This window comes from Hydrogenispora ethanolica (genome assembly GCF_004340685.1).
Taxonomy (GTDB): Bacteria; Bacillota; UBA4882; order UBA8346; family UBA8346; genus Hydrogenispora; species Hydrogenispora ethanolica.
Genome location: NZ_SLUN01000007.1, coordinates 77,203 through 101,380, shown reverse-complemented (window position 1 = coordinate 101,380; position 24,178 = coordinate 77,203). Strand labels below are relative to the sequence as shown.

At 59.8% G+C, this 24,178-nt stretch carries 19 protein-coding genes and 1 pseudogene; 8 read left to right on the top strand and 12 right to left on the bottom strand.

The window, feature by feature from the left end; genetic code table 11:
* Positions 1-471: 471 nt before the first annotated feature.
* From EDC14_RS08040 to EDC14_RS08030, 3 genes are all read left to right on the top strand, one after another.
* A complete protein-coding gene (locus EDC14_RS08040; RefSeq protein ID WP_132013765.1) occupies positions 472-1,272 on the top strand; it encodes an MlaE family ABC transporter permease in 801 nt (266 codons plus the stop codon).
* A gap of 12 nt (positions 1,273-1,284) precedes the next feature.
* Positions 1,285-2,019: an ABC transporter ATP-binding protein gene (locus tag EDC14_RS08035; protein WP_132013764.1), complete on the top strand. Its 735-nt coding sequence runs from the start codon at positions 1,285-1,287 to the stop codon at positions 2,017-2,019.
* 63 nt (positions 2,020-2,082) lie between these two features.
* On the top strand, positions 2,083-3,531 hold the full coding sequence (locus tag EDC14_RS08030; RefSeq protein WP_132013763.1) for an MlaD family protein: 1,449 nt from the start codon (positions 2,083-2,085) through the stop codon (positions 3,529-3,531).
* A gap of 42 nt (positions 3,532-3,573) precedes the next feature.
* Here the strand turns inward: EDC14_RS08030 and EDC14_RS08025 are convergent, their stop codons facing one another.
* Positions 3,574-4,551, bottom strand: coding sequence for a biotin--[acetyl-CoA-carboxylase] ligase (locus tag EDC14_RS08025; RefSeq protein ID WP_132013762.1), 978 nt, complete (start codon positions 4,549-4,551; stop codon positions 3,574-3,576).
* Positions 4,552-4,662: 111 nt separating this feature from the next.
* Between EDC14_RS08025 and EDC14_RS08020 the strand changes: the two genes are divergently transcribed.
* Complete coding sequence (locus tag EDC14_RS08020; RefSeq protein WP_132013761.1) at positions 4,663-5,784, top strand: S1C family serine protease; 1,122 nt, start codon at positions 4,663-4,665, stop codon at positions 5,782-5,784.
* A gap of 116 nt (positions 5,785-5,900) precedes the next feature.
* Here the strand turns inward: EDC14_RS08020 and EDC14_RS08015 are convergent, their stop codons facing one another.
* Complete coding sequence (locus EDC14_RS08015; RefSeq protein ID WP_132013760.1) at positions 5,901-6,980, bottom strand: DUF362 domain-containing protein; 1,080 nt, start codon at positions 6,978-6,980, stop codon at positions 5,901-5,903.
* A gap of 201 nt (positions 6,981-7,181) precedes the next feature.
* Between EDC14_RS08015 and EDC14_RS08010 the strand changes: the two genes are divergently transcribed.
* A complete protein-coding gene (locus tag EDC14_RS08010; protein WP_424337403.1) occupies positions 7,182-7,511 on the top strand; it encodes a winged helix-turn-helix transcriptional regulator in 330 nt (109 codons plus the stop codon).
* A gap of 46 nt (positions 7,512-7,557) precedes the next feature.
* Here EDC14_RS08010 and panD read toward each other — a convergent pair whose 3' ends face one another.
* The 4 genes from panD to folB all read right to left on the bottom strand — a co-directional run bounded on the left by panD (position 7,558) and on the right by folB (position 10,434).
* Positions 7,558-7,908, bottom strand: coding sequence for an aspartate 1-decarboxylase (panD, locus tag EDC14_RS08005; RefSeq protein ID WP_132013758.1), 351 nt, complete (start codon positions 7,906-7,908; stop codon positions 7,558-7,560).
* A 48-nt stretch (positions 7,909-7,956) separates the two neighbouring features.
* Positions 7,957-8,808 (bottom strand): pantoate--beta-alanine ligase, encoded by an 852-nt coding sequence (panC, locus tag EDC14_RS08000; RefSeq protein ID WP_132013757.1) that lies wholly within the window; start codon positions 8,806-8,808, stop codon positions 7,957-7,959.
* On the bottom strand, positions 8,805-9,674 hold the full coding sequence (gene panB, locus EDC14_RS07995) for a 3-methyl-2-oxobutanoate hydroxymethyltransferase (protein ID WP_207930724.1): 870 nt from the start codon (positions 9,672-9,674) through the stop codon (positions 8,805-8,807). Before panB ends, panC begins: the two co-directional genes overlap by 4 nt.
* Positions 9,675-10,059: 385 nt before the next feature.
* The gene (gene folB, locus EDC14_RS07990; RefSeq protein WP_132013755.1) at positions 10,060-10,434 is read right to left on the bottom strand and encodes a dihydroneopterin aldolase; all 375 of its coding nucleotides are present in this window, start codon (positions 10,432-10,434) and stop codon (positions 10,060-10,062) included.
* Between the two features lie 233 nt (positions 10,435-10,667).
* Between folB and nadA the strand changes: the two genes are divergently transcribed.
* The 3 genes from nadA to nadC are packed head-to-tail and all read left to right on the top strand — an operon-like array spanning position 10,668 to position 14,022.
* Positions 10,668-11,585: a quinolinate synthase NadA gene (gene nadA, locus EDC14_RS07985; RefSeq protein WP_132013754.1), complete on the top strand. Its 918-nt coding sequence runs from the start codon at positions 10,668-10,670 to the stop codon at positions 11,583-11,585.
* A gap of 17 nt (positions 11,586-11,602) precedes the next feature.
* Positions 11,603-13,186, top strand: a complete 1,584-nt coding sequence (gene nadB, locus EDC14_RS07980; protein WP_132013753.1) for an L-aspartate oxidase — start codon at positions 11,603-11,605, stop codon at positions 13,184-13,186.
* Positions 13,183-14,022 carry a carboxylating nicotinate-nucleotide diphosphorylase gene (nadC, locus tag EDC14_RS07975; RefSeq protein WP_132013752.1) on the top strand — a complete coding sequence of 280 codons (840 nt, stop codon included), beginning with the start codon at positions 13,183-13,185 and terminating at the stop codon, positions 14,020-14,022. The genes nadB and nadC overlap by 4 nt, the downstream gene beginning before the upstream one ends.
* Positions 14,023-14,559: 537 nt before the next feature.
* Here nadC and ftsH read toward each other — a convergent pair.
* From ftsH to EDC14_RS07945, 6 genes and pseudogenes are all read right to left on the bottom strand, one after another.
* The gene (gene ftsH / locus EDC14_RS07970) at positions 14,560-16,422 is read right to left on the bottom strand and encodes an ATP-dependent zinc metalloprotease FtsH (RefSeq protein WP_207930723.1); all 1,863 of its coding nucleotides are present in this window, start codon (positions 16,420-16,422) and stop codon (positions 14,560-14,562) included.
* A 76-nt stretch (positions 16,423-16,498) separates the two neighbouring features.
* Positions 16,499-17,887, bottom strand: a complete 1,389-nt coding sequence (tilS, locus tag EDC14_RS07965; protein WP_132013751.1) for a tRNA lysidine(34) synthetase TilS — start codon at positions 17,885-17,887, stop codon at positions 16,499-16,501.
* Between the two features lie 376 nt (positions 17,888-18,263).
* Complete coding sequence (gene spoIIE / locus EDC14_RS07960; protein WP_165907882.1) at positions 18,264-20,675, bottom strand: stage II sporulation protein E; 2,412 nt, start codon at positions 20,673-20,675, stop codon at positions 18,264-18,266.
* A 488-nt stretch (positions 20,676-21,163) separates the two neighbouring features.
* Positions 21,164-22,222 carry a YkvI family membrane protein gene (locus EDC14_RS07955; protein WP_132013749.1) on the bottom strand — a complete coding sequence of 353 codons (1,059 nt, stop codon included), beginning with the start codon at positions 22,220-22,222 and terminating at the stop codon, positions 21,164-21,166.
* On the bottom strand, positions 22,210-23,394 hold the full coding sequence (locus tag EDC14_RS07950) for a D-alanyl-D-alanine carboxypeptidase family protein (protein ID WP_132013748.1): 1,185 nt from the start codon (positions 23,392-23,394) through the stop codon (positions 22,210-22,212). Before EDC14_RS07950 ends, EDC14_RS07955 begins: the two co-directional genes overlap by 13 nt.
* Positions 23,395-23,474: 80 nt before the next feature.
* Positions 23,475-23,830: pseudogene (locus EDC14_RS07945) on the bottom strand (winged helix-turn-helix transcriptional regulator).
* Between the last annotated feature and the right edge of the window lie 348 nt (positions 23,831-24,178).

Here is a 24,178-nt window from a genome sequence, read left to right as displayed (position 1 = left end):
GGCTGCACCGGAAAACATACCCAAAACACATCCTTGGCGCGGGTGCTCCACCGGAACCTGCGTCAACGCTTCAATGGCCGTTCCCGGAATGGATTGCCCGACCGGGATGGCCCTTGGCGCAATGAAACCATGGTCGCAACCATGGTTTATTTTATGGTCTTTTTGAACTCGTTAATCACATAAAATGAGTTAATCGCCCAGGAAATATGGAGGCTGCGATCCTTGCCGGCGGGCGGGAAACGGCCGCATCGTCCACCGGCTCCTTATAAACATAAACCGGTAAAAAACGACAAGCACGCCCCCTCTCGCGCTTTTGCATCAAGAGCCTCTTTGTTCCTGCGGATCCAAGCTTGATGGGTTTCAACCTAAATTATACCTTTTCCAAAATGCAGGAATCAAACGGAGGATGACGAATTCTACAATTATTGTAAACCACTCTGTTGCAATTTTAGAAAGATAGAGGTAACCGCGATGTCCAAGGCCCGTCCGCCGCTGGCGCTCGATCCTTTTTCCAGTCTGGGCAGAACGATGCTCTCCGCCGTGGCTGGTTTCGGCGAGGCTTGCCTGCTTTATTTTAAAAGCTTAAAATCGTTGCTATCCGGGACGATCTTCTGGAAGAACACCTTCCTGCAGATGGAGATGATCGGCCTCAAGTCGTTGCCGATCGTCCTCGTCATCTCGGTCTTCACCGGAATGGTTTTCTCGCTGCAGATCGCCAAAATTTTCGCCACTTTCGGCCTCAGCTCCCAATTGGGGCAAGGCCTGACGCTCGCCTTCGCCCGGGAATTGGCGCCGGTGCTGACCGGAGTGGTGGTGGCCGGCAGGATCGGCTCTTCGATCGCCGCCGAGATCGGCTCGATGAAAGTGACTGAACAGATCGAAGCGCTGGAAGCGCTGTCGACCGATCCCATCGATTATCTGGTGGCGCCGCGCATCGTGGCCGCTTCCCTGATGCTGCCGGTACTGGTGGTTTTTGCCGACTTTTCGGGGATTATCGGCGGTTTTCTGATCGCCGCCGCTTATGCCAATATTCCCGTCAAAGATTTCATCGACGGGATTCTGACGTTCGTCAATTTTTGGGATTTCTGCGGCGGGGTGGTCAAGGCGGCCTGTTTCGGCATGATCATCGCTGGAGTGGGCTCCTTTAAAGGCTTGAAAACCGAAAACGGCGCGGTGGGCGTCGGAAAGGCCACCACCGAATCGGTGGTCATCTCCACCATTCTGCTCTTTATCCTGAACTATTTCCTGTCGATGATCTTATATCGGTTGTAGCGGAGGATTGTTGTGATTAAGCTGGTCAACCTGAGTTACGCCATTGGCGGCAGAATGATCTTACAACAGCTGAATTTGACCGTCGAGCGGGGCGAGACCCTGGTCATCATGGGGCCAAGCGGTTGCGGCAAAAGCACCCTGCTCCGACTGATCATGGGGTTGATCCAGCCCACCGCGGGCTGGGTGGAGATCGACGGTACCGGAACCGCCGCCTTCACCAAGGAGGAGTGGCGGGAGATCCGGCAGCAAATGGGAATGGTCTTTCAGTCCTCGGCGCTTTTTGACTCTTTGAATATATACGATAACGTCGCTTTCGGCCTGCGCCGCAAGGGGCTGCCGGAAGCGGAGATTCGCGAGCGGGTCTACCGGACCTTAGCCATCGTCGGCTTGGAACCGGAGACCGCCGCAAAAATGCCGGCCGACCTGAGCGGCGGCATGAAAAAACGGACGGCGATCGCCCGGGCGGTGGCCATCGAACCGCCGATCCTGCTGTACGATGAGCCGACGACCGGCCTCGATCCGATCATCGCCGACACCATTAACGAACTCATTCGGGAGCTGCAACGCAATTTGGGAATCACCTCGATCGTGGTCACCCACGACATCCAGAGCGCCCTGAAGGTTGCGGACCGGGTCGGTCTCTTGAATGAAGGTGACCTGGTGGAGGTGCGGCCCCGGGCCGAGTTGGACCGGGTCAGTCATCCGCTGTTCCGCCAATTTTTGCAAAATTTTCGCTTGGAAATCTAAGGACAGGTTATTATTTCGAAACATTCCGGCCCGCCGGGCCTCGCATTCGAAACGCTGGAGGCGATGGATTTGACGTTGAACTCCGAAACCAAGGTAGGAATCTTTACGCTGGTGGCTTTGTTGGGGATGGTCTCCCTGTTTATGTGGCTTTCCGGTTCACAGTTTCTGGAGCGCGGTTATCGTTTGGAAGCGGTCTTTGACCGGATCGAAGGTCTGCGCCCGGGCGCGCCGGTGAAATACAACGGGGTGGATGTCGGCCGGATTAGCGAGGTCTATTTTGACGACCTGAAAATCATCGTGGCCATGCGGATCCAGTCGGAATTCAAGATCCCGCATCGCAGCAAGGCGCTGATCGCCAGCAGCAGCGTGGTCGGGGATAAGTATCTGGAGCTCATGCCGTTGGAACGGGGCGAAAAGCCGCTTCCCGGCGACCGGATCATCGGCAAAACTCCCATGTCCATGGAGCAGATCTATGTCGCGGCCTATGAGGCCATCACTTCGCTGCGGGAGATCGCCGATTCCATCAAGACGCTGACCGGCGATCCGGAAGTGACCCAATCGATCCGCAATTCGCTCCAGAATATGGAACGGATCTCCAAAACCCTCGACAAATTCAGCGGCCAATTTCAAACCATCGACTTAGCCGGCTTTTTCCGCCGGCTCGACCACATCGCGGCCATCTCCGAACGCTTGGCCCAGAACAACGAGGGTCAACTCGACGAAATCGTGCGCAATATCAACCAATCTTCCGCCCAACTGCTCCAGGCCAGCCTGACGGCAAACCAATTCCTGCAGAAAGCCGACGCCTCCGGCGAATTGGGGACCAATCTGAAAAAGACGCTCGCTAACGCCGAGCGAGTCACCGAGAATCTGGAACAGTTCTCGGCGCTCCTGTCATCCAAGGATCAGGACATCGAACAGCTCATGACCGACGCCGGCCAAGCGATGAGCGCTATCAATCAGGCCGCCCAGAGCATCAACAACGCCGTCCAGAAGCTCACCGCCGGCGACGACAGCACCCTGGCCGAGATCCAGCAGACAGTCGGCACCGCCAGCCAGGCGGCCAAGCGGGTCAACGATTATGTCAAGCGGTTGCAACAGATCCGCTTCGCCAATTCGTTGGGCGTCGGTTCGCACCGGCAGGACGGAGCGCTCTTCAGCTACAGGCTGGACAGCAGTTTTGACGAAAAAAACGGACTGCGGCTGCAGATTGACGACATCGGAGAGAAAAACCAGGCCACCATGCAGTGGATGTTTACGAACCCCGGATACACCAGCAGGGTTGGGCTCTACCAGAATAAGTTCGGAGTCGGAATTGACTACCCCGCCACCTCCAAATGGACCGTGGGCGTGGATCTCTGGGATACCCATGCCGCGAAGCTAGGAATCTCCTCCTCTTTTCAGCTGCCCAAGAATTGGTCGATGTCGCTTGAGGCCAGTACGGAATTGGATTCAAAATCCGACCCTTCCCAGGAGGAGAGTTGGCGCTGGATGTTGTGGCGAAAATTCTGAGCCCGCGGCCTGGGAGAGCCCTTTCTTTTCTTTGCCAAGCGGCTATTCCGCTGCTCCGGCGATGAGCTCTCCGGAACTCAGCCGGAGCAACTCTCCGGCATGATCCCGCAGCAGCAGGCTGCCGTCCTCGGCCAGGTCCAGCGCCATTCCGGTGATGGTCCGGCCAAAGCCCTGGCTCACCGTAACCTCCCGGCCCAAAGTGGCCGAATGCTCCCGGGCATACTGAATGACCGCCGCCAGTCCGTTGGCTGGGACATCATCATAGGCCCGTTCAAACTCGGCCAGGAACTCCCGGAGCAGTTCGGCGCGGGAGAAGTTCCGCCCGGCAATCTGACGGAGCGATCCGGCCCGGTCGGCCAGTTCCGGCGGAAAATCCGCCGCCTCATGATTGACATTTACGCCGATCCCGATCACCAAGTAGTTGACCCAATCCAGTTCGCCTTTCATCTCGGCCAGGATCCCCACCAGCTTGCGGCCTCGATAAAGAATATCGTTGGGCCATTTGATGTCGGGAGCGGTTCCCGTAACAGCCGCAATCGCCCGGGCCATCGACACCGCGGTCAGGGTCATGAGCCCGGCCAAATCGGCCGCGCTCAAGCGGGGCCGGAGGATCATGCTGAACCACAATCCCTTCCCCGGGGTCGACGACCAGGCCCGGCCCATTCTACCTCTGCCTTGCCGTTGCGTCTCGGCGACCAGTACCGTGCCCTCCGGTTCTCCGGCTTCCGCCTGCCGCCGCGCCCACGAATTGGTCGAATCGGTTTCGAACTGATAGCGAAGGCTGCGGCCGAAACGCTCGGTACGGAGCCCGTCTTTGACCACCACCGGGAGTAAGGCGTCGCCTCCCCCGGTCAGCCGGTAGCCTTTCCGCGGCGCCGATTCAATGGTAAACCCCAGGGCGCGCAGTTGCTCAATTTGTTTCCAGATTCCGGCCCGGGTAATCCCGGCCCGGCGCGCCAACGCTTCGCCGGATATATATTGTCCGGACCGTTCCAGCAAGAATTGGAGTATCTCTTCCATCGCATTCACCCTCCGTCATTATAACCGATTCGCGCTTGCGCCGCAACTTCCGGGGTTCATTCGTTTCCGTACGAGGGGTGGAACTATTTCCCACAGGAGAACGTTGTATAAGTGAAGAAAGTTTCTCAAGAGGTGATCGCATTGACAACTTCTCGAAGCATCCGTTCCCGGTTGATCGTTTTGGCGATGGTTCTGGCGCTCGCCTTCGGCTCCCTGCTGCCGCTGGGGCAAGTCCGAGCCGCGGCGCCGGGGCCGGACCTCATCGGCACGAGCATCGTGGCGGACATCGCCGAGTCGAATATGTCCAAAGTCGTCTGGATAACCGCCAATTTCGAAAAGCAGGTACAGTCGTTCTTCTTTGGCAAAAAGAAGCAGCAATTTCAGGGTTTCGGCAGCGGTTTTTTCTTCGATGAGCAAGGCCATATCCTGACCAACGCCCATGTGGTCGCCGGCGCCCAATCGATCGAGGTCACGCTGCAAGGCCAGAAAAAACCGCTGCCTGCCACGGTCGTGGGCCTGGATACCGAATTTGACCTGGCCATCCTCAAAGTGGACCTCGCCGAGCCGGCCAGGTATTTCCGTTTTGGCGACTCGGACCGGATCCGGGTCGGAGAATGGGTCGTGGCCATCGGCAACCCGTACGGACTCGACCATACCGTCACCCAAGGGATCATCAGCGCCAAGGGCCGTCCGTTGACAGCGGGCGTGGATAACGGCGACAGCACTACATACGAGAATATGCTGCAGACCGATGCCGCCATCAACCCCGGCAACAGCGGCGGACCCCTGCTCAATCTGCAAGGAGAAGTGATCGGCATCAACACCGCAGTCAGCTCCGCCGGGCAGAATTTGAGTTTCGCCATTCCCATCAATACCGTAAAAGAGAATCTCAAAGAGCTGATGGCCAAAGGGCGGCTCAGCCATCCCTGGATCGGCGCGGCCATGATCGACCTCAAGCTATTGGACACCAAAGACCGCGCGGCGCTGAGCATCTCCACCGCCGAGGGCGTGCTCATCGGCCCCGTCAAAGGCGGCCCGGCCGATAAAGCCGGCCTGCGCACCTACGATCTCATCATTCGAGTGGATGAACAGGAGATCTCCGGCGTCGACGATCTGATCAAGATTATCCGGCAGCATAAAGTCGGCGATCAACTGGCCATCCAGTTTATCCGGAAAGGAAATCCGCTCAGCGTGAAGCTGCTCCTCGAAGAGAAGCCTCAGCCGAAACGCTGACCATACTTTTTGGTTTGCAATTGGAAAGAGCGGCCCTAAAAGCCGCTCTTTCCAATTTATCGACCGACTCGATGTCCTATGAGGCGCCATCTTCTGTGAAGATGGCGCCTCAAGAATCATTCGACCGTCTCCAGCCGGTATTCGCGGTTTCCCAAGCCCCGTTTCTCCAATTCCTGCAGTTGGATAAAGGGATTCTTCCCATGGAGCCTTTCGAAAAGGTGTCCGCTGGTCCCCAGTTCCATTCCCTGCGGTATGCCGCTGGGGATCAGGTTTTCGAACCGGATGGCGTCGAGGCAGGCCTGTTCGATCGCGACAATGTCGGTGGCCGCCATGATGCCGAGATCCGGAACCAGCGCCGGCGTTGTCAAGCCCCAGCAGTCACAGAGGGCTGTAATCTGGAGCAAGACGTTGATATAGAAGACATGGCCCGGCTGGAACTGTTTCAACACCGTGTCGGTACAGATGGCCATCCCCTGTTGGAAATCCTCATAACGCCGGGCGTCCATGGTCAAGGCGCCGCTGGGACAGACCTTGACGCAATGCTGGCAGTAGGTACAGTGATGGAAGTTGACCCGATACTTGCCGTCCTGAAAACTGTTGGCATCATGATTACAGCTGTTGACGCAAAGCTCGCAACCGCTGCACAATTGCTCGTTCCATTCCAGGCCGCCTTCCAACCCGTGGATCTGCTGCCGGGTCCGGTCGGTGACGCAACCCATGGCAATATTCTTGCAGGCCCCGCCGTACCCGCAGGCGCCATGGCCTTTGACGTGCGATAGGTCGATCATCACTTCGGCGTCGTAGATATTCCCGGCCACATCGACGTTTTGAAAGGTCTTGAAGTCCACCCGCTGCTCATAGAAATACTTGCCGGTGACGCCGCAAGCCGGAACGATCGGCACCCCCAGATAATCCTCGGAATAACCCCGGGCTTTGGCATTGGCGATTTCCTGGTCGCTGATATATACCTTGGCGCCGTAGGACTGCAGCTTGTCGACGAGAATCTTCACAAACAAAGGCGGGATGGTCGAATAACCGATTCTCCTGCCCAAGTGCATTTTGATGACGGTCCACTTGCCCTGGACGGTTTCGGCCATTCCCAGGCGATCGATCAAGCGTCCGAATTTGGCCGGCAGCGTAACCTCGGAGTCATACTTGTCGAAGGTTACCGGTGAAAACAAAACTGTAGCGCTCATCCTAGCTCCTCCTGCTGCTTCGAGAATTCCTTGCTACCTCCCCATGATGCCCCATTGGGCCGGATGGGAGTTATTGACTATTATAGCATTGCCGGTATAATATAAAAAGTAGTTTCCAAAACGATACTAGTATCCCCGAGGCTACCGGCTAGCGCCGGTGCAAAGTCGCGGAGCGACCCTCGGGATAAGGAGATGCACTCTATGGAAGAATCTCTTGAAAAAACGTGCCCGCCCAATGTCGAGTGTTCCATCGAGAAAGCTTTGGAGATCCTCGAGGGCAAATGGAGCTTCTTGATTATTAAGGAGTTATTCGAGGGCGTCAGACGCTTCGGAGAATTGCGCCACGCCATGCCGGGGATCAGCCCCAAGACGCTGGCGGGACGCCTTCGCGAGCTGGAGGCCAAAGGGATCCTGACCCGCACCGCGTATCCGACTATCCCGCCGACCGTGGAGTATGAGCTGACGGAGAAAGGCCGCAGCCTGAAACCGGTCATCGTCGAGATGAAGCTGTGGGGCGCCAAATGGAGCTGAGACCCAGGCGAGGCATGGATGAGTGGCAAGCGGCCGGACGGAGGGATCAGCCGATGATCCGGTTGTTGGCGTCCACGTGGACGATCCGCGGTTCCCAGCGCTCCAGCTCCTCCGGGTCATAGAGGCCGTAGGCGATGATGATGACGATATCGCCGGGGACCGCCAGGCGGGCCGCCGCGCCGTTCAGGCAGACCGTCCCCGAACCGGGAGCTCCGGCAATGGCATAGGTCTCAAACCGTTCCCCATTATTGATGTTGACGACCTGGACCAGTTCATAGGGCAAAATATCCGTCTTTTGAAGCAGCGTCTCATCAATGGTGATGCTGCCGACGTAATTCAGGTTGGCCTCGGTGACCGTGGCCCGGTGAATCTTGGACTTGCACATATTCCGTAACATCTTTTTTTCTCCTCATTTCCGGAGCGGACGACAGTCGCCGCGGTTGTTTCAGTTGGTGATGGCAAAGGTCAGGTTATCGATCAGCCGGGTCTTGCCGATCCGGACCGCCAGCGCCACCAGGATGGTTCCGGCCAGCGGTTGCCGCGGTTGCAGGGTGTCGCTGTCGACGATGGCCAGGTAATCCAGCTCGGCCAGGGGTTCCCCGTCCAACACCGTAAATAATTCCCGGCGCAGCGCGGTACTATCCCGTTCTCCGGCGGCGAGCAATTCCCCGGCCCGTTGCAGGGTCCGGTAGAGCACCAAAGCGGCTTGGCGTTCCGCCGGAGCTAAGAAGATATTGCGCGAACTGAGCGCCAGGCCGTCCGGTTCCCGGACGATCGGGCATCCCACCACCGCCAGGCCGAGATTCAGGTCCCGCGCCATCCGGCGGATCACCCGCAACTGTTGGGCATCCTTCTCCCCGAAGTACGCCCGGTCCGGCTGGACGATATGGAAAAGTTTCAATACGACCGTGGCCACCCCTTGAAAATGCCCCGGCCGGCTGGCGCCGCAGAGTCCTTCGGTTAACTCGCCCACGGTCACCGTGGTCTGGAAGCCTTCGGGATACATTTCGGCCGCCTCGGGATGGAAGAGCAGATCCACCCCGGTCCCCTCGGCCATTTGCGCGTCGCGGTCCAAATCCCGCGGGTATTTGGCAAAATCCTCGTTGGGCCCGAATTGCAGGGAATTGACGAACAGGCTGACCACGACCAGCCCGTTCTCCCGGCGGGCCCGGCGCATCAACGAGAGATGCCCTTCATGAAAATAACCCATGGTCGGCACGAATCCGACGGATTCTCCCCGGCGGCGCGCTTCCCGGATCTCCTCCTGCAACGCGGCGATCGAACGGATGGTCTTCATGGCCGTCCCCCTTCCGGGCGGGTCATGCCGGCGCTCTCTTGCAATTCCCGCCAGGCCGCGGGATCCATGCGCCGGGTATGTTCCTCGGCCGGGAATTGCCCGGAACGAACCTCGGCCGCATAGGCGCCGAGCGCGGCCGAGGTCAGCTTGCCGATCTCCGCGAAGACCTTGTTATGCTTCAGCCGGATTTCCGGGTTGAGTCCCAGCAGATCGTGATAGACCAGGACCTGGCCGTCACAAGCCGGCCCGGATCCGATTCCGATGGTCGGAACCGTCAACCGCCGGCTGATCAGTTCCGCCGCTTCCCAGGGAACCAGCTCCAAAACGACGGCGCAGACTCCGGCGTCTTCCAGCCGCAGCGCATCCTCGAGCAAGCCGCGGGCCTTGGCCGCCGTCTTGCCCTGAAAGATGGCGCCGCCCAACTGGTGTACCGACTGCGGGGTGAATCCGAGGTGGCCCAGGACCGGTATTCCGGCGGCGGTGATCCGGCTGATCGCCGGGACCACCGCCGCGCCCCCCTCCAGCTTGACCGCCTGGGCCCCGCCTTCCTGGACCAGGCGGCCCGCGCTGACCACGGCTTGCTCCGGCGATACTTGATACGACATGAAGGGCAGATCGCCGACGACCATCACCCGCCGGGTCCCCCGGACCACCGGCTTGAGGTGATGGATCATGTCCTCCAGCGTCACCTGGAGGGTCGTGTCATATCCCAGCACCACCATGCCCAGGGTGTCCCCGACCAGGATCAGGTCGACCCCCGCCTCCTCCGCCAGCCGGGCGGCGGCGTAATCATAGGCCGTGACCATCACCAGTTTGGTTCCGTCCTGCTTCATCTTGCGCAGTTTTAGGGTCGTAATTTCCCTCATCACAAAAACCTCCGTTTCTTTGGTCGAGGCATAAAAATAAAGAGCCCTCTCGCGACGAAGGCTCTCCCAAAATTCGTTCTTTATGCCCCCGTCTCGGTCCTTGCGGATCCAAGCGGATTCCCATATGATTCAAAAAAACCGATCCATCCGGCGGTCCGGTTCCCGAAGGATACCGGCCATGGATAATAACCAAATTATACCACGGTCGCTGACTTCTGGCAAGTCAAACCGACCGAAAAGCGTTGTGATAAACCCTGTCCGAAGGCCAGGGTGTGAACACAAAAGCTCAGAGAAGCAAGGGATAAAGTCGTTTTTTAGTCCATTGAAAGGATGATTTCCGAATTAGAGGACTTTATCACATGGCTTCTAATGTTCCCTCCGGAAGTTACAGGGAAGCGTCACGCTCTTTCCGGAGCTCAAATTCGGCCGCCTCCATGATCCCGCCGACGGGGGGCTGCGGCTTGCGGACCCGGACCATCAGGCTTTGCAGGTCGAATGCGTCCCAGAGCTGATCCAGGATCGCGCCGGCCATGGCCTCGATCAGCTTGAACTCGCCTTCCTCGACGATCTCCTTGACCACGGTGTAGACATCGACATAATTCAGGGCCGCGTCGAAGTCGTCGGTGCGGATCGCCGGCCCGGCCTCGAGCTCCAGTTCCAGATCGACTTCGATTCTCTGCCCCAGCTCCCGCTCGGCGTCGAAGACTCCATGGTAACCATAGAAAACCATATTTTTTAAACGCAATTTGGAAACGGTCATTGCTCGCCCCACCACATCGATATTTTTTCAACCGCTTACAATCTTATCCGATCTTTTTCAGATTGTAAATCCCATTTGCCCAAGAGTTGACAAATGTTTTATCCAAAAGTAAAATGAGGATAATTACCTTGACCGCGGCCACGGAATGATTTTTTGGCCAATAATATGATGACCGGATTCATCTTCCTCGGACGGAGCCGGGGGTTCATTTTACGATTGGAGAAATCCCTACCTTGGCAACAGACTTTTCAGCGGATATTGCCGCCATCCGGCGTCTGCGCGAAGCGCGCCAGGCGCTGATCCTGGCCCATAATTATCAGAACGACGAGATTCAGGACCTCGCCGATATCGTCGGCGACTCGCTGGCTTTGAGCCAGGCGGCGGCCGCCACCGCGGCGCCGGTCATCGTCTTCTGCGGGGTTCATTTCATGGCCGAGAGCGCGGCCATCCTCTCCCCGGACAAGACGGTGCTCCTCCCGGCGGAGACCGCCGGCTGCCCCATGGCCGAGATGGCCTCGGCCGATGAGGTGCTGCGCTGGCGGGCCAAGTACCCGCGGGCGGCGGTGGTCGCCTATGTCAACTCCACGGCGGCGGTCAAGGCAGTCAGCGACTATTGCTGCACCTCGGCCAATGCTGTGAAATTGGTCCGCCGGATCCCCGAGACGGAACTGATCTTCCTGCCCGATCAGAATCTGGGCCGTTTCGTGGCCGAGCAGGTTCCCGAAAAAACCATCCATCTCTGGCCGGGCTATTGCCTGACCCACCACCGGGTCACCGCCGCCGAACTCTTGCGGGCCAAGGAGTTGCACCCCGACGCCCCGGTCCTGGCGCATCCGGAATGCCGCTCCGAAGTCACCGCGCTGGCCGACTTTGTGGGCAGCACTTCGCAGATTATCGCTTATGTGAGAGAGGCGGCAGCCGCCAAGTTCATCATCGGGACCGAGATGGGCATCATCCACGGCCTGCAGCAGGAGCATCCGGGCAAAACCTTCTATCTGCTCGCGCCCGGCTTGGTCTGCCCGAATATGAAGCAGACGACCGTCGCCAAGGTCCGGCTGGCGCTGGAGCAGATGGCGCCGGCCATCACCGTCGATCCGGCGGTGCGCGAACCGGCCCGGCGCGCCCTGGACCGGATGCTGGCCTACGTTTGATTGTGAGGAATGCTACGTTGAACCCTTTTCCAAACCTCCTCCCCGCCGTGGCCGATAGCGCCCCTTATCTGGTGATCGGCAGCGGCATCGCCGGGTTAACGGCTGCCCTGGAACTCTGCAAAACCGCCCGCGTGCTGCTCTTGACCAAAGGCTCTCTGGCCGAAAGCAATACTTCCTACGCCCAAGGCGGTATCGCCGCGGTCATCCGGCCGCCCGATACGCCGGAACTCCATTATGAGGATACCCTGATGGCCGGGGCCGGACTCTGCGACCGGGCGGCTGTCTCCACCCTGGTCCATGAAGGCCCGCACCAGGTCCAACGCCTGATCGAGCTGGGCGTGCCCTTCGATCGCAAGGACGGCGCGATCGCCCTGACCCGCGAGGCGGCCCACAGCCGGCGGCGCATTCTTCACGCCAACGGCGACGGAACCGGCCGCCAGATCTCGGCCACCCTGATTCATCGGGCTTTCCGCTGCGGTAATCTCCGCCTCTATGAGGAAGAGTTCGCGGTGGCGCTCATCACCCGCTCCGGCCGATGCTGCGGAGCGGTTGCGCTCCACCAGGGCCGGCTGCGCTCCTTCCTGGCCGGAGCGGTCATTCTGGCCAGCGGCGGGAGCGGCCAACTTTTCGGCAAGACCACCAATCCGGCGGTGGCCACCGGGGACGGGATGGCCATGGCTTACCGGGCCGGAGCCGCGCTGCGGGATCTGGAGTTCGTCCAGTTTCATCCGACCGCGCTGTACCGGCCGCCGGCCCCGCCCTTTCTGATCTCGGAGGCGGTGCGCGGCGAGGGCGCGCTGCTCCGCAACGAGGCCGGGCAACGCTTCATGCCGGACTATCACGAACTGGCGGAACTGGCGCCGCGCGACATCGTGGCCCGCTCGATCTTCCGCGAGATTGAGAAGACCGGCCATCCTTCGGTATACCTGGATCTGGCGGCGATCGCGCCCGATCGGATCCGCGAACGGTTCCCCAATATCTACGGCAACTGCCTGAAGTACGGTCTGGATATCACCCGGGAGCCGATCCCGGTGGCGCCGGCGGCCCATTACATGATGGGCGGGGTCTGGACCGACTTATGGGGCAAGACCTCCCTGCCGGGGCTCTTCGCCGCCGGGGAGACCGCCGCCACCGGAGTCCACGGCGCCAACCGCCTGGCCAGCAACTCGCTGTTGGAGGGGTTGGTCTTCGGCGCGCGGATCGCCGCCTACCTGGCCGAGCATCCGGCGGAATCCGTCCCCGACGCCGCTGACCCGCTCCGGGTCCATTATCCGGAATGCCGGACCGCCGCCGCGCGCCAGGCGGAAGACCGGCGGGCACTGCACCGCATGGCCGACCATTACCTGGGCATCGTCCGGGACCGTCCCGGGCTGGAGCGGGCGGCGCAATTATTGAAAGAAATTCCGCCGGGCCCGGCCGCCCTGGAACCGGAGTATCTGGAGCTGCAGAACCTGCTCCTCTTGGGCGAATTGATGGTCTCCGCCGCCCTGCGGCGCACCGAGAGCCGCGGCGGCCATTTCCGCTCCGATTATCCGGCGCCCGACCCGGAATGGCGGAAGCATATTTTATTCCGTGAACATACGGTGGAGGTAAGCGAATGAACCGATTATTACTGGAGAAAACCGTCCGGCTGGCGCTGGAGGAGGACCTCGGCTGGGGCGACATCACCTCGGAAGCCATCTTTACGGCGGAGAATGAAAAAAATCTCGAAGCCCCGTTCATCGCCAAGGCGGGCGGGGTCGTCGCCGGCTTTCCCGTCGCCGCCCTGGTGTATGAGTTGGTCGACCCCCGGGTCCGCTGTTCCCAACGGGTCGGCGAAGGCGAGCCGGTCTGCCCCGGAACGGTCATCGGCACCGTGAGCGGGCCGATCCGCTCGATTCTCAGCGGCGAGCGGGTGGCGCTCAATTTCCTGCAGCGGCTCTCGGGGATCGCCACCAAGACCGCGCGCCTGACGAGCCAGATCGCCGACCTGCCGGTGCGCCTGGTCGATACCCGCAAGACCACGCCGGGATTGCGGATGCTGGAGAAATACGCCGTCCGGCAGGGCGGCGGCGCCAACCACCGTTTTAATCTGGCCGATGCCGTCCTGATCAAGGACAACCATATCGCCGCCTGCGGTTCGATCCGCGAAGCGGTGGACCGCGCCCGGCGCCGCATCCCCCATACCATGACCATCGAAGTGGAGACCGAGACCGAGGCCCAGGTCCGGGAGGCGCTGGAGGCCGGAGCGGACATCATCCTGCTGGACAACATGACCCCGGCCCAGATGGCGGAGATGGTGCGGCTGATCGACCGCCGCGCGGTGGTCGAAGCCTCGGGCAATATCGACGAGCGGAATATCCGCGAAGTCGCCGCCACCGGCGTGGACATCATCTCCAGCGGCGCCATCACCCACTCCGTGGCCGCCCTGGATATCAGCTTGAAAATTTCCCTCTAAGCGTTGTGATAAACCCTGTCCGAAGGCCAGGGTGAACACAAAAGCTCAGAGAAGCAAGGGATAAAGCCGTTTTATAACTTTTTCTAAGCTTATTCCGAGTCAAAAGACTTTATCACCCGGCTTCTAACACTCCAAAACCTTCGCTTCGACGCCTGATCCCGCGGAATATACCGAAGGATCAGGCGTTTTTCAATCCAGCCCAACGCTCCGGGCTTCCGATGATTCGTTCCGCAATCCCGCCGCACCGTTCGGAACTCCTTCCGGCGGCTTCGGACGGTCCGCCGTTCCGTTTTCCGGTTCCGCCAAACGATTCGGAAACCCGGCCCTCCCCTGCGGAAGGCCGTCGCCGTCCGGCGGTGGACGCTTCGGCCGCTTTTCCCGCCCCGTCGAAGCGTCCGGCGGATCAGCCAAGGGCTTGGCGGGCCTTCCGGCGGTTTTTTGCATAGGAAAACCGTTTTTTCCCACGTTCCAAATAAAAGAGGCTGCCCCTCGTGTGGGAGGGGCAGCCTCTTGAAATCGTGTTTAAAATGATGCGGCTCAGGCTTCGGTGGGTTCGGCCGGAACGGTCTCCGGGACCGCCGGGGGTTCGTCCCCTGCTTTCTTTTCGAGGACTGCCAGAAACTCCGGACCCTCGATGGTCTCTTTCTCCATCAACGCCTGGGCGATGCGGTCCAGCGCGTCGCGGTGTTCGATGATGATGTCCTTGGCCCGCTCGAAGGATTCGTCCATGATCTTTTTGATCTCGCGGTCGATGGCTGCGGCGATCTCTTCGCTGTAATTCTTGTCGCGCGAGATGTCGCGGCCCAGGAAGACCGTTTCCTCATGGCCGTGGCCAAAGGTCATATAGCCCAGTTCCTCGCTCATGCCGTATTCGGTGACCATCTTGCGCACGATCTTGGTGGAGCGTTCGAGGTCGCTGCGGGCGCCGGTGCTGATCTCGCCCAGGGCGATCACTTCGGCGGCCCGGCCGCCGAGGGCGAAGACCACGTTCTCCAGCAGTTCGGTGCGGGTATTATAGTGCTTATCCTCCAGCGGCAGCGCCAGGGTGTAGCCTCCGGCCTGGCCGCGCGGGATGATCGAAACCTTGTGAATGGGGTCGACCGTCGGCAGATAATGCCCGACCAGCGCGTGACCCGCTTCGTGGAAGGCGGTGAGGTCCTTCTCCTTAGCGCTCATGATCCGGCTCTTCTTCTCGGGGCCGGCGATGACCCGCTCGATGGCGTCCTCGCAATCCTCCATGTAAACCTTTTTCTTGCCCCGCCGCGCGGCCAGGAGCGCCGCCTCGTTGAGCACATTGGCCAAGTCCGCGCCGGTGAACCCCGGGGTCTGGCGGGCCAGTACCGTCAGGTCGACCTCCGGCGCCAAGGGTTTGCCCCGGGCGTGGACTTTCAGGATATCCTCGCGGCCCTTGATGTCCGGGATGTCCAGCGTAACCTGGCGGTCGAAACGGCCGGGCCGCAACAGGGCCGGGTCCAGAACATCCGGCCGGTTGGTGGCGGCCAGCATAATGATTCCCGAATTGGGCTCGAAACCGTCCATCTCCACCAGGAGCTGGTTCAGGGTCTGCTCCCGCTCGTCGTGTCCGCCGCCCAGTCCGGCGCCGCGCTGGCGGCCGACGGCGTCGATCTCGTCGACAAAGACGATGCACGGCGCGTTCTTTTTGGCCTGGTCGAACAGGTCCCGCACCCGGGAAGCGCCGACGCCCACGAACATCTCGACAAAGTCGGAGCCGCTGATGCTGAAGAACGGCACGCCGGCCTCGCCGGCCACCGCCTTGGCGAGCAGGGTCTTGCCGGTACCGGGATGCCCGATCAGCAACACGCCCTTGGGGATCTTGGCGCCCAGCTCGGTGAAGCGCCGCGGCTGCTTCAGGAATTCGACGATCTCCTGCAGCTCCTCCTTGGCCTCATCTTCGCCGGCCACATCGTCGAAGGTGGTCTTGTTCTTGTCTTCCGTATGCAAACGCGCCCGGCTCTTGCCGAACGACAATGCCTTATTCCCGGTATTCTGCATCTGATTCAACAGGAAGAACCAAAAGATGATGAAGATCACGATCATGCCCAGGTTGGGCAGGATAAACGCCCACCAGCCGTTCCCGGGATTAGAGAACGAGAGCTTCACTCCTTTGCTGCGCAAGAGATCGTAGTACAACTCCGGATGGTTGACCGGGCCCTCCACGTGATACTTGGTCTTCGGAAAGTCTTTCTGCTCCCCGTCGATGGTCCCGTCGTTGTTATTGACCTTCGCGTCGATTATTTTACCGGCCTCCACCCGCTTGATGAATTGATCAAAGTTGAGGTTGTCGACCGGGTTATCGATCTTCATGAAACGAGCCACAAATACTAGCACGAGAATCGCAACTAAAAAATAGAGTAGTATTTCCCGAGCAATTTTCAGCAATGATAAGCCTCCCTCCGGCAAAACAAGCCAAATTTGCCATGTTAAATATTATATCATACCAAAAAAATGATTACAATCAACCGTTTCGTAAAGGTTTGATTGCGATGCGCCAGACCATGGCTTGTCTGTCGTCCACTTTAAAATCGTCGGCCGCCCGGTAACCGATCACCCAGACGATACGGTCGTCGGCGGTGACCAATAACGGGATCCGGGTCCGCTGGGCCCGGGCCAGCTTCTGATTGATGAAGAAATCATGCAGTTTTTGCGTGCCCGGCGCGCCGAAGGGCCGGAACGCGTCGCCGGGCCGCCAGAATCGCACCCGCAGCGGCAGGCGCAGTTTGGCCGGATCGACATAGATCTCATCTTTCGGAATCGAGACATTCTGCGGTAGCCGGCCGGATTCGATCCATAACTCCCTGCCGTCCCCCAGGGCAGTCCGGCCCGGCGCGGCCACCGGGGAAACCCGGCCGTCGAACGGGAGCGCGGCCGGCGCCGTCCCCAGGAAAACCACGCCGTTTTCCAGATACGCCGAAACTCCCTTCAAAAGATCGCCGCGTTTGAAAGCGGTCCCTTCCCGGTTCAGCCGTTCCCGCAAACGGAGCAAGGGAGCGGATTCGATCGGCCGCTCGGACCCGGCGGCCCCGATCATCTTTTTCAAGAAATAATATTGCAGATAGGGATGGAGCTCCAAAAAAGCCGCCAGCCTGATTCCCAGCCGCTCGCCGTCCCTGACCGCGACCGCGGGGGCCAGCCGTTCCACCTCGGCCTCCATGTACTGGCGGTGTTCGCCGGCCAGGTCCGCCAGACGCACCACCGCATCTCTCAGGCGCGGGTTGTACTCCGTTTCCAGTTGCGGAAGGAGTTCCAGCCGGATCCGGTTGCGCCGGTAGACTGTTTTCTTATTGGAGGAGTCCTCGATCCATTCCAAGCCATTAAGCCGGGCATACTCCAGAATCTGGCGGCGGGACACTTCCAGCAGCGGCCGGATAAAGATGCCGTCCCGCCGGACGGGGATGCCGGCCAGGCCGTCCAGGCCGGTGCCGCGCAGAAAACGGTAGAGCACCGTTTCGACCTGATCGTCCCGGTGATGGGCCAAGGCCACTTTGGCCGCGCCGATCTCCTTTTGAAATTCCCGGAAGATCCGGTACCGTTCCTCCCTGGCGAAAAGCTGCAGGGACTGCGGTTTCTCCCGCAACCGGCCCGGCACGTCGATGACGAATTCTTGGGTCCGGACTCCGAAGCGCGCCCCCACTTCCCGGAGCAATGCTTCTTCCAGCCGGTTCTCCGCCGGCCGCAAGGAATGATTGATATAGACCGCCCATAATTCCAGCCGCAGCTCGGTCAGGCTCCGCAGCGCATGGAGCAGGCTGAGCGAGTCCACTCCGCCCGAGAAGCCCAGGATGATTCTTTCGCCGGGTTCGATCAGCCGGTATTCTTGGATCGTCTGCCGCAATTGCTCCAGCATTCATCTCACCTCAAAACGCCGTTCACGATCATCAGCCGTCCGTCCGTTCCCCAAGAGCAGGAAGGCCGGATTGGATCCGGCCTGGCGAACGGTTTACCAAAAAAATATGGAACTTTGGGTATATTATTACTCCAAAAAGAGCCAAATTCCTGTCTCCTGCCAGAATAAACCGCCCGGAACCCACCACCGGCCATGTGCCCGGTCCGGGTCAAAGAGGCCGAATAATGTTTTCCGGGTTTTACCGGTATTTTAGCCAATTTGCGGTTTCCTTCTTCCAAACGCCGGATCCACCTTTATAGTTCCCCGCTCCGAAAAAATAATATCCGGCTGATTACAGCCGGATACTTCGATTCTTTAAATTTGGCCTACCCGCCGCTTATTCCGCCTCCCGCTCCACGAACTGCAGCACCACCACGGTCATGTCGTCCTTGAGCGCCCCGTCCTGGTTAATCTTGGCCAGGCTCAGCAAATAATCGCCCAGGGCTTCGGGTCCGACCACTTCCACCTGGCGCAGGGCCCGGACCACCCAGTCCTCCTTGCCCGCCTGGTTCGGCTTGCTGTCGATGATGCCGTCGGTGGCCAGAATGATCATGTCCCCCGGCTGGAGGTGAATCTCGGTCCGCTCGGCGTCCACGGTGTTCAGGATCCCGGCCGGCAACGAAGTCGATTGAATGCTGATCACTTCGCGGCCGCGCTTGATATAACTGCTGCCCGCGCCGATCTTGATGAATTCGGCCCGGCCGTCGAAGAGATCGACCAAAACCAGGTCGACGGTTGCGAAGGATTCGTCGGGTGAACGCAACAGCAGGACCGAATTGACCATTTTGACGGCAAAGTCGCTATTGATCCCCGACTCCAGGAGCTTGTCGAGGATGGCCACGGTGGTCTGGCTCTCTTCCGAGGCTTTCTCGCCCGAGCCCATTCCGTCGCTGAGAATCACCGCGAAATGGCCATCCTTCAATTCTTGCAGCGAGTGGCTGTCGCCCGAGGGCTCGTTGCCGGACTTGGATAACTTGCTGACGTTGGTTTTGACCGCGTAACGCCGGACCGGACTGAGGCAGTAAGAGCACTGGCCATTCTCCAGGCTGCATTTTCGCTCCCAGACCATATACTCTGTGCCCAACAGCTTGCTGATGAGCGGCGCCGCCAAGCCGCCGCACTCATGCTTCCGATCGCAGCTGCGCTGGCGGATTTTGATCTCCAGCCGTTCTCCGCCCATGGAAACCACGGCAATGTCCTTGATGCTCATGCCGATCCGGTTGAAGCCCAGTTTCAGGTGTTCTTCCACCTCGGACCGGAACGAGGTATCGGTGGAGATCTCCTTGGCCAGGCTGCAAATGATGTCGGCCATCCCCTGCAATTGATTGGCCAAAAAATATTTCCCCTCTTCCAGCTTTTTCTGCCATTGATACTCGGTCTGGCAGCGCTCGAAGAGATGATTGATGGTGGTCAACAGCTTGAACTGCTGGAAGCAGGTCTTGGCCAGCTTCCCTTTTAAATGGCCGGAATTGACCTCGCCGTACAATTCGGCCAATGCCAGCAAGTCGAAGATCTCACGGTAAGTCGAATAGAAATTCTCGCGCCAGCAAAGCTCATACCCCGTACAATGCTGGCAGTTTTTCGAACAAACCCGGTCCAGCAGCGAGTATAGGTCTGGCTTCTGCTCGGCGACGGCCGCGGTTTCGCCATTGTTAAAACTTTTGGCCAACTCCTCAAAAATGGAGGCCAGATCATCCAGCCGCCCCATGACGACCTCCCGTAACTTCTGCCGTTCCTCGCGGGAATAGGAAGCCGATTCCGGGTTGGGCAAATAATTCGATACTTGCGACAGATAACGCCGCGGGATGCAGAGAAAGGCGACCATGCCGATCCCCCACGGCAACACCTGGGGTCCCACGGTCAACTGGAAGTGAAGCTGCCCCATGGCAAAGAACCAGCCCAGCGCCGAGCCGGCCGCCGTTCCCCAACGGCCCAGGTCCTTGAGCACTCCCCCCAGGAGCCCGCTGATCCCGTAGAGGGTTACCAGGGTAACCAGCCCGCCACCGGTGAGGCCCTGAATGATCGCTAGCGACAATCCGAGCACCGCCCCGGCTCCGCCGCCCCCCAGGTAGGAAACGGCCAGCAACAACAGGACCGCGGCCAAATCCTGCAATTTGACTGTCAGCAACGCCAAATCGCCGAGTCCTCCCAGCGCCATTAGGACCATGATGACCAAAGCGGACAGCGACGATTTCGAATAGGCTTTGAGCGGATTTTCCAAAAACTTTAGGGCATAGCCGAAAACGATCGCCAATAAATACGTGGCCAGGAGTTCCAGCGCGGCCAGGCCATAGAGCTGGAGCGTCGGGCCGACCAGCGTCGTGATTCCGATCCGCAAAACCGCCCAGATCGTAAATGAAGTGACTAACGGGAGGCTCGTCCGCTTTTTGAGGAAGAAACCGGTGGCGGCGAACCAGATCAAAAAAGCGGCCATGCTCAACCAGGCCATGAGCGGCCCGTAAACGGTGAATAAACCGGCCGCCGTCCCGGCGGCCAGCGCCCAGAACTCAAAGGTTTTCCGGCGATTGGCGGCCAATAAAACCGCGGCGCCGGCCGGAAAGATTCCGCCGGGCACGGGGAAGCGGACTAAAAAGAAGGCCAGCAACAACTGTCCGACTATCTGCAAGCTATTCCCCACCCAGGAACGTGCCGTAGTGGACCAATCCCGATTCATGGCGCGGCATTCCGTCAGGAGATTCCGGTTCGGGATTGCGTCTTTCTGATACTGCAAGGTTAATTCTCCGGCCAACAACCCCACCCCACAATTCCGACAGCAGGTCGGCGAAGCCGCATCAGCGGTTTGAAACGTTTCCGTCCGTCCTCTGCCTATCATGATTCACTTTAACAAGTATAGCACCCCGTTTCGCCCAATCATGTCGTTTTTTTAAACAAAAGCCCCAGAACTTTCCTTAATTTGCCACCAAAAAACGTCATAAAGCCAGCATTATGCTTCGACTCCCGGCCCTGTGACAAGGGCAAAGCGGGAGCAAACCGTCACGGGGCTGTCCGTTTCCCCTTCGCCGGCTCAGCTTCTCCACGTTCGCCTCCCGCCGCCGGGGCCCTCCTTCGCTAGAAAGTACCGATTCGCCGCGGATGTCCCAGGATCGCCCCAAACCCTCTCCCGGACTGCCTTTCGGAGCGGACAGTCTCCGGGCGGGCGCTCTGGGAACCCCGTTTTTAACGAATTCTATGGGAAAAATTTTTTTAGCCAAAAGAACGGAGCCCCGGTCCGGTTGCTTAGTGTGCGGCAGCCGGCAAGCGCTTTGTCAAGATGGCAATGAGCAGAATCAGACTGAGCAGTCCATAGAGCGGGTAAAAGCGGGCGATGAGATTGACAAATCCGGCCCGGGCAATGGCGATCCCGAGCATGGTGAGGACCAGCACCCAAAAACGGAAAGGCCAGCCCGAACGGACCGCCGCTCGTTGCGCCACCCCGTAAGTGTTGGCGAAGAGGGTCGTCAACATCTCGGCCCATAGAATGAAGGCATACCCCCAGTACATCCAGGTCCCGGCCGCTCGGGCCAGATCCACCATGGGCAAGGGGCTGTTCCGGAGGTGCGGCAGATGGCTAAGGATGGCTCCATGGATCAGTGCCGCCATGAGACCGAGTCCGATGCTCCCCAGCCAGCCCCCTTTCCGTAAGGTTTTGGCCAAGGGATAGCGCTGGGCCAGGGATAAGAGCACCGGCAGGGCCAGGATCAGATTGTAGGCGGAAAACTGCAGCGACGGCAGGAACCAGCGGAGATCGGCCGAGCCCGACGGCCAGCCGGAACAACGCGTCATCATGGCGAAAACGGCCACTCCCGCTGCGCCGCAGAACATCAGGGGAATGATGATCAGATTGGCAGTGATCAGACCGGGGAGTTCGTGCAACAGTACCGCGATCAGGATTACGGCGGTGGCCACGATCCCGGTCCAATAGCCGAGTCCCATTTCGGCAAAGATCGTCCCGGACCCGGCGAACATCACTCCGATCAGAATGACAAAGAACAGCAACAGCAGGAGGTCAACCGCGAAAGCCAGGCGTTTCCCCAAGATATATCGCAGGAAGTCGGGATAGGACCGGGCCTGAATCACCCGTCCCATCTGAAACACCCGGTCCCCCGCCACTCCCAGCAGGAGCACGGTTAATACCAATCCCAGCGCGCCATTCATGCCCTGGGCGCTGAAGAATTGATAGATCTCCTGGCCGGACGCGAACCCGGCGCCGACCACCGTCCCGATGAAAGTGGCCGCGATGGCCGGCGCGTTTCCGAACTCCCCCCGCTGCCGCATTCCGGCACTCACCAGGGCCACCAGCGCCTCCGGACCGGTTGCCGGACGACCAGATCAACCCCGGTTACCGTCTGATCCTGAAAACGGTAGCCGATTTTCCCCAACGCCTGGCCCGGATGGAGCGGCGCCCGGACCGGTTGGGGAATAAGCGTCAGCTGCGCCCGGACCAGCCCTTCCTGGCCCTTGCGCACCACCGCGAAGAGGTTGGCGCGCGGATATACCAGAACTTGCCGGGGCCGGCCGCCCGCCACGGAGACGCGGGCCAGCGCCTTCCGGGTATTGGCGATCTGGACCGTGGTGAACTCGGTAAAAGCATACTCCAGCATGCGAGCGCAATCGCCCCAACGATCCCCGGAGTTGAGCACCACCGCGATATAGCGCTGCCCTTCACGGGTGGCCGAAGCCACCAGGCAATACCCGGCCTCATTGGTGGTGCCGGTCTTCACGCCATCGGCGCCCTGAAAGCTCCAGAGCAGACGATTGGTGTTCCAAAGCTTTTCATCCTTGCCGCCCAGTTTCTGCAGGGTGGCGGTCTTCCGGCTCACCAATGCCGCAAATTTGGGATTGGCCAGGCCATAGCGGGCGATCAACGCCAGATCCAGCGCCGTCGTATAATGAGAGGGCGCGCGCAGCCCATGGGGGTTTCTGAAGTTGGTCTGCAAGGCTCCGATCTCTTTCGCCTTCCGGTTCATCAGTTCGATGAACGGATCAACTCCGCCGGCCACCCCTTCGGCTACCGCCACACTGCCGTTGTTGCCCGATTCGAGCATCATTCCCTTGAGCAGTTCCTTCAACAACACCCGCTCGCCGGCACGGATCGGAATGCTCGACCCCGGCACCGCCGCCGCGCGGCGGCTGATGGTAACGGTCCGGTTCAGATTGCCTTTCTCCAGGGCCACGATGGCCGTCATCATCTTGGTGGTGCTGGCCGGCGCCCGCCGCTGTTCGGCGTTTTTGGCGAATAAAATCGCGCCGGTCTTCGCCTCAATGATAATGGCCGCCCCGGCCCGGACCCGCGGCCCCTGTTCGTACCCTGGCACGTAGGTCAAAGGCGGGAATTGCTCCCGGATCTGGTACCCGTCACTCATGATCGGCCGGGCCGGATTCAGTCCGATCACCGCCAGCGCCCCTCCTCCGGCCAACGTCAGAAAGAAACCCCATAACAACTTGCGGCTGATAAAGAATACTCGCATCGCCAACCCCCCAATTATGAATATTAGCGGGGCGGCTCTTTCATGTCTGGCGCGCCGAAATTCGCTAACCGCGCAACGGTTTATTCATCGGCCCGAGCGGCGGCCTGAAGCGGCTTCGCCAGGCTTAGATACTGTTTCCCCCACTGGCAGAGCAGCTCCAGGATCGGCCCCAGACTCCTGCCGCACTCGGTCAGCGAGTACTCCACCTTCGGCGGAACTGGGGATACACCTCGCGGTGGATCATGCCGTCCCGCTCCAGTTCCCGCAGTTGCTGGGTCAGCATCTTTTGGGTGATCCCGGGCATCAGCCGTTGCAGTTCGTTGAAGCGTATCGTTCTCTGGGACAGATGCCAGAGGATAAAGATCTTCCATTTGCCGTCGATCACACTGAGGGCTGCATCCATCGGGCAGCGTTCCTTCAAGCTTTGCTCATTCATCCTGTGGCGCTCCTTTTTCCCCGCATTTCCAAGGCGGGAATAGTCTCGGCGGGGTAACTACCGCACCAAATAGTGCGTACTTTGATTATACACTCCCATTGCTTATCATGGAATCAAATCCCGCTGTTGGCCCGGCAGATGGTCGAACGGCTGAGCCCCGATCCGGCCGTTACCGAGCTGGTGCTGGGCGGGAATATGCGGCGGCTTTTGAATGAGCCCACACCGCAGCAAAGAAAGGCGGGAAACCCGCCAAAGGCAATCCGCCCCGGATTCTCCCGCCCGAAGCCATACTAGGGAGCGAACCATCGGCAGCCCGGGAAGCATCCGCGGTCGCTCCACCGGCTGTTA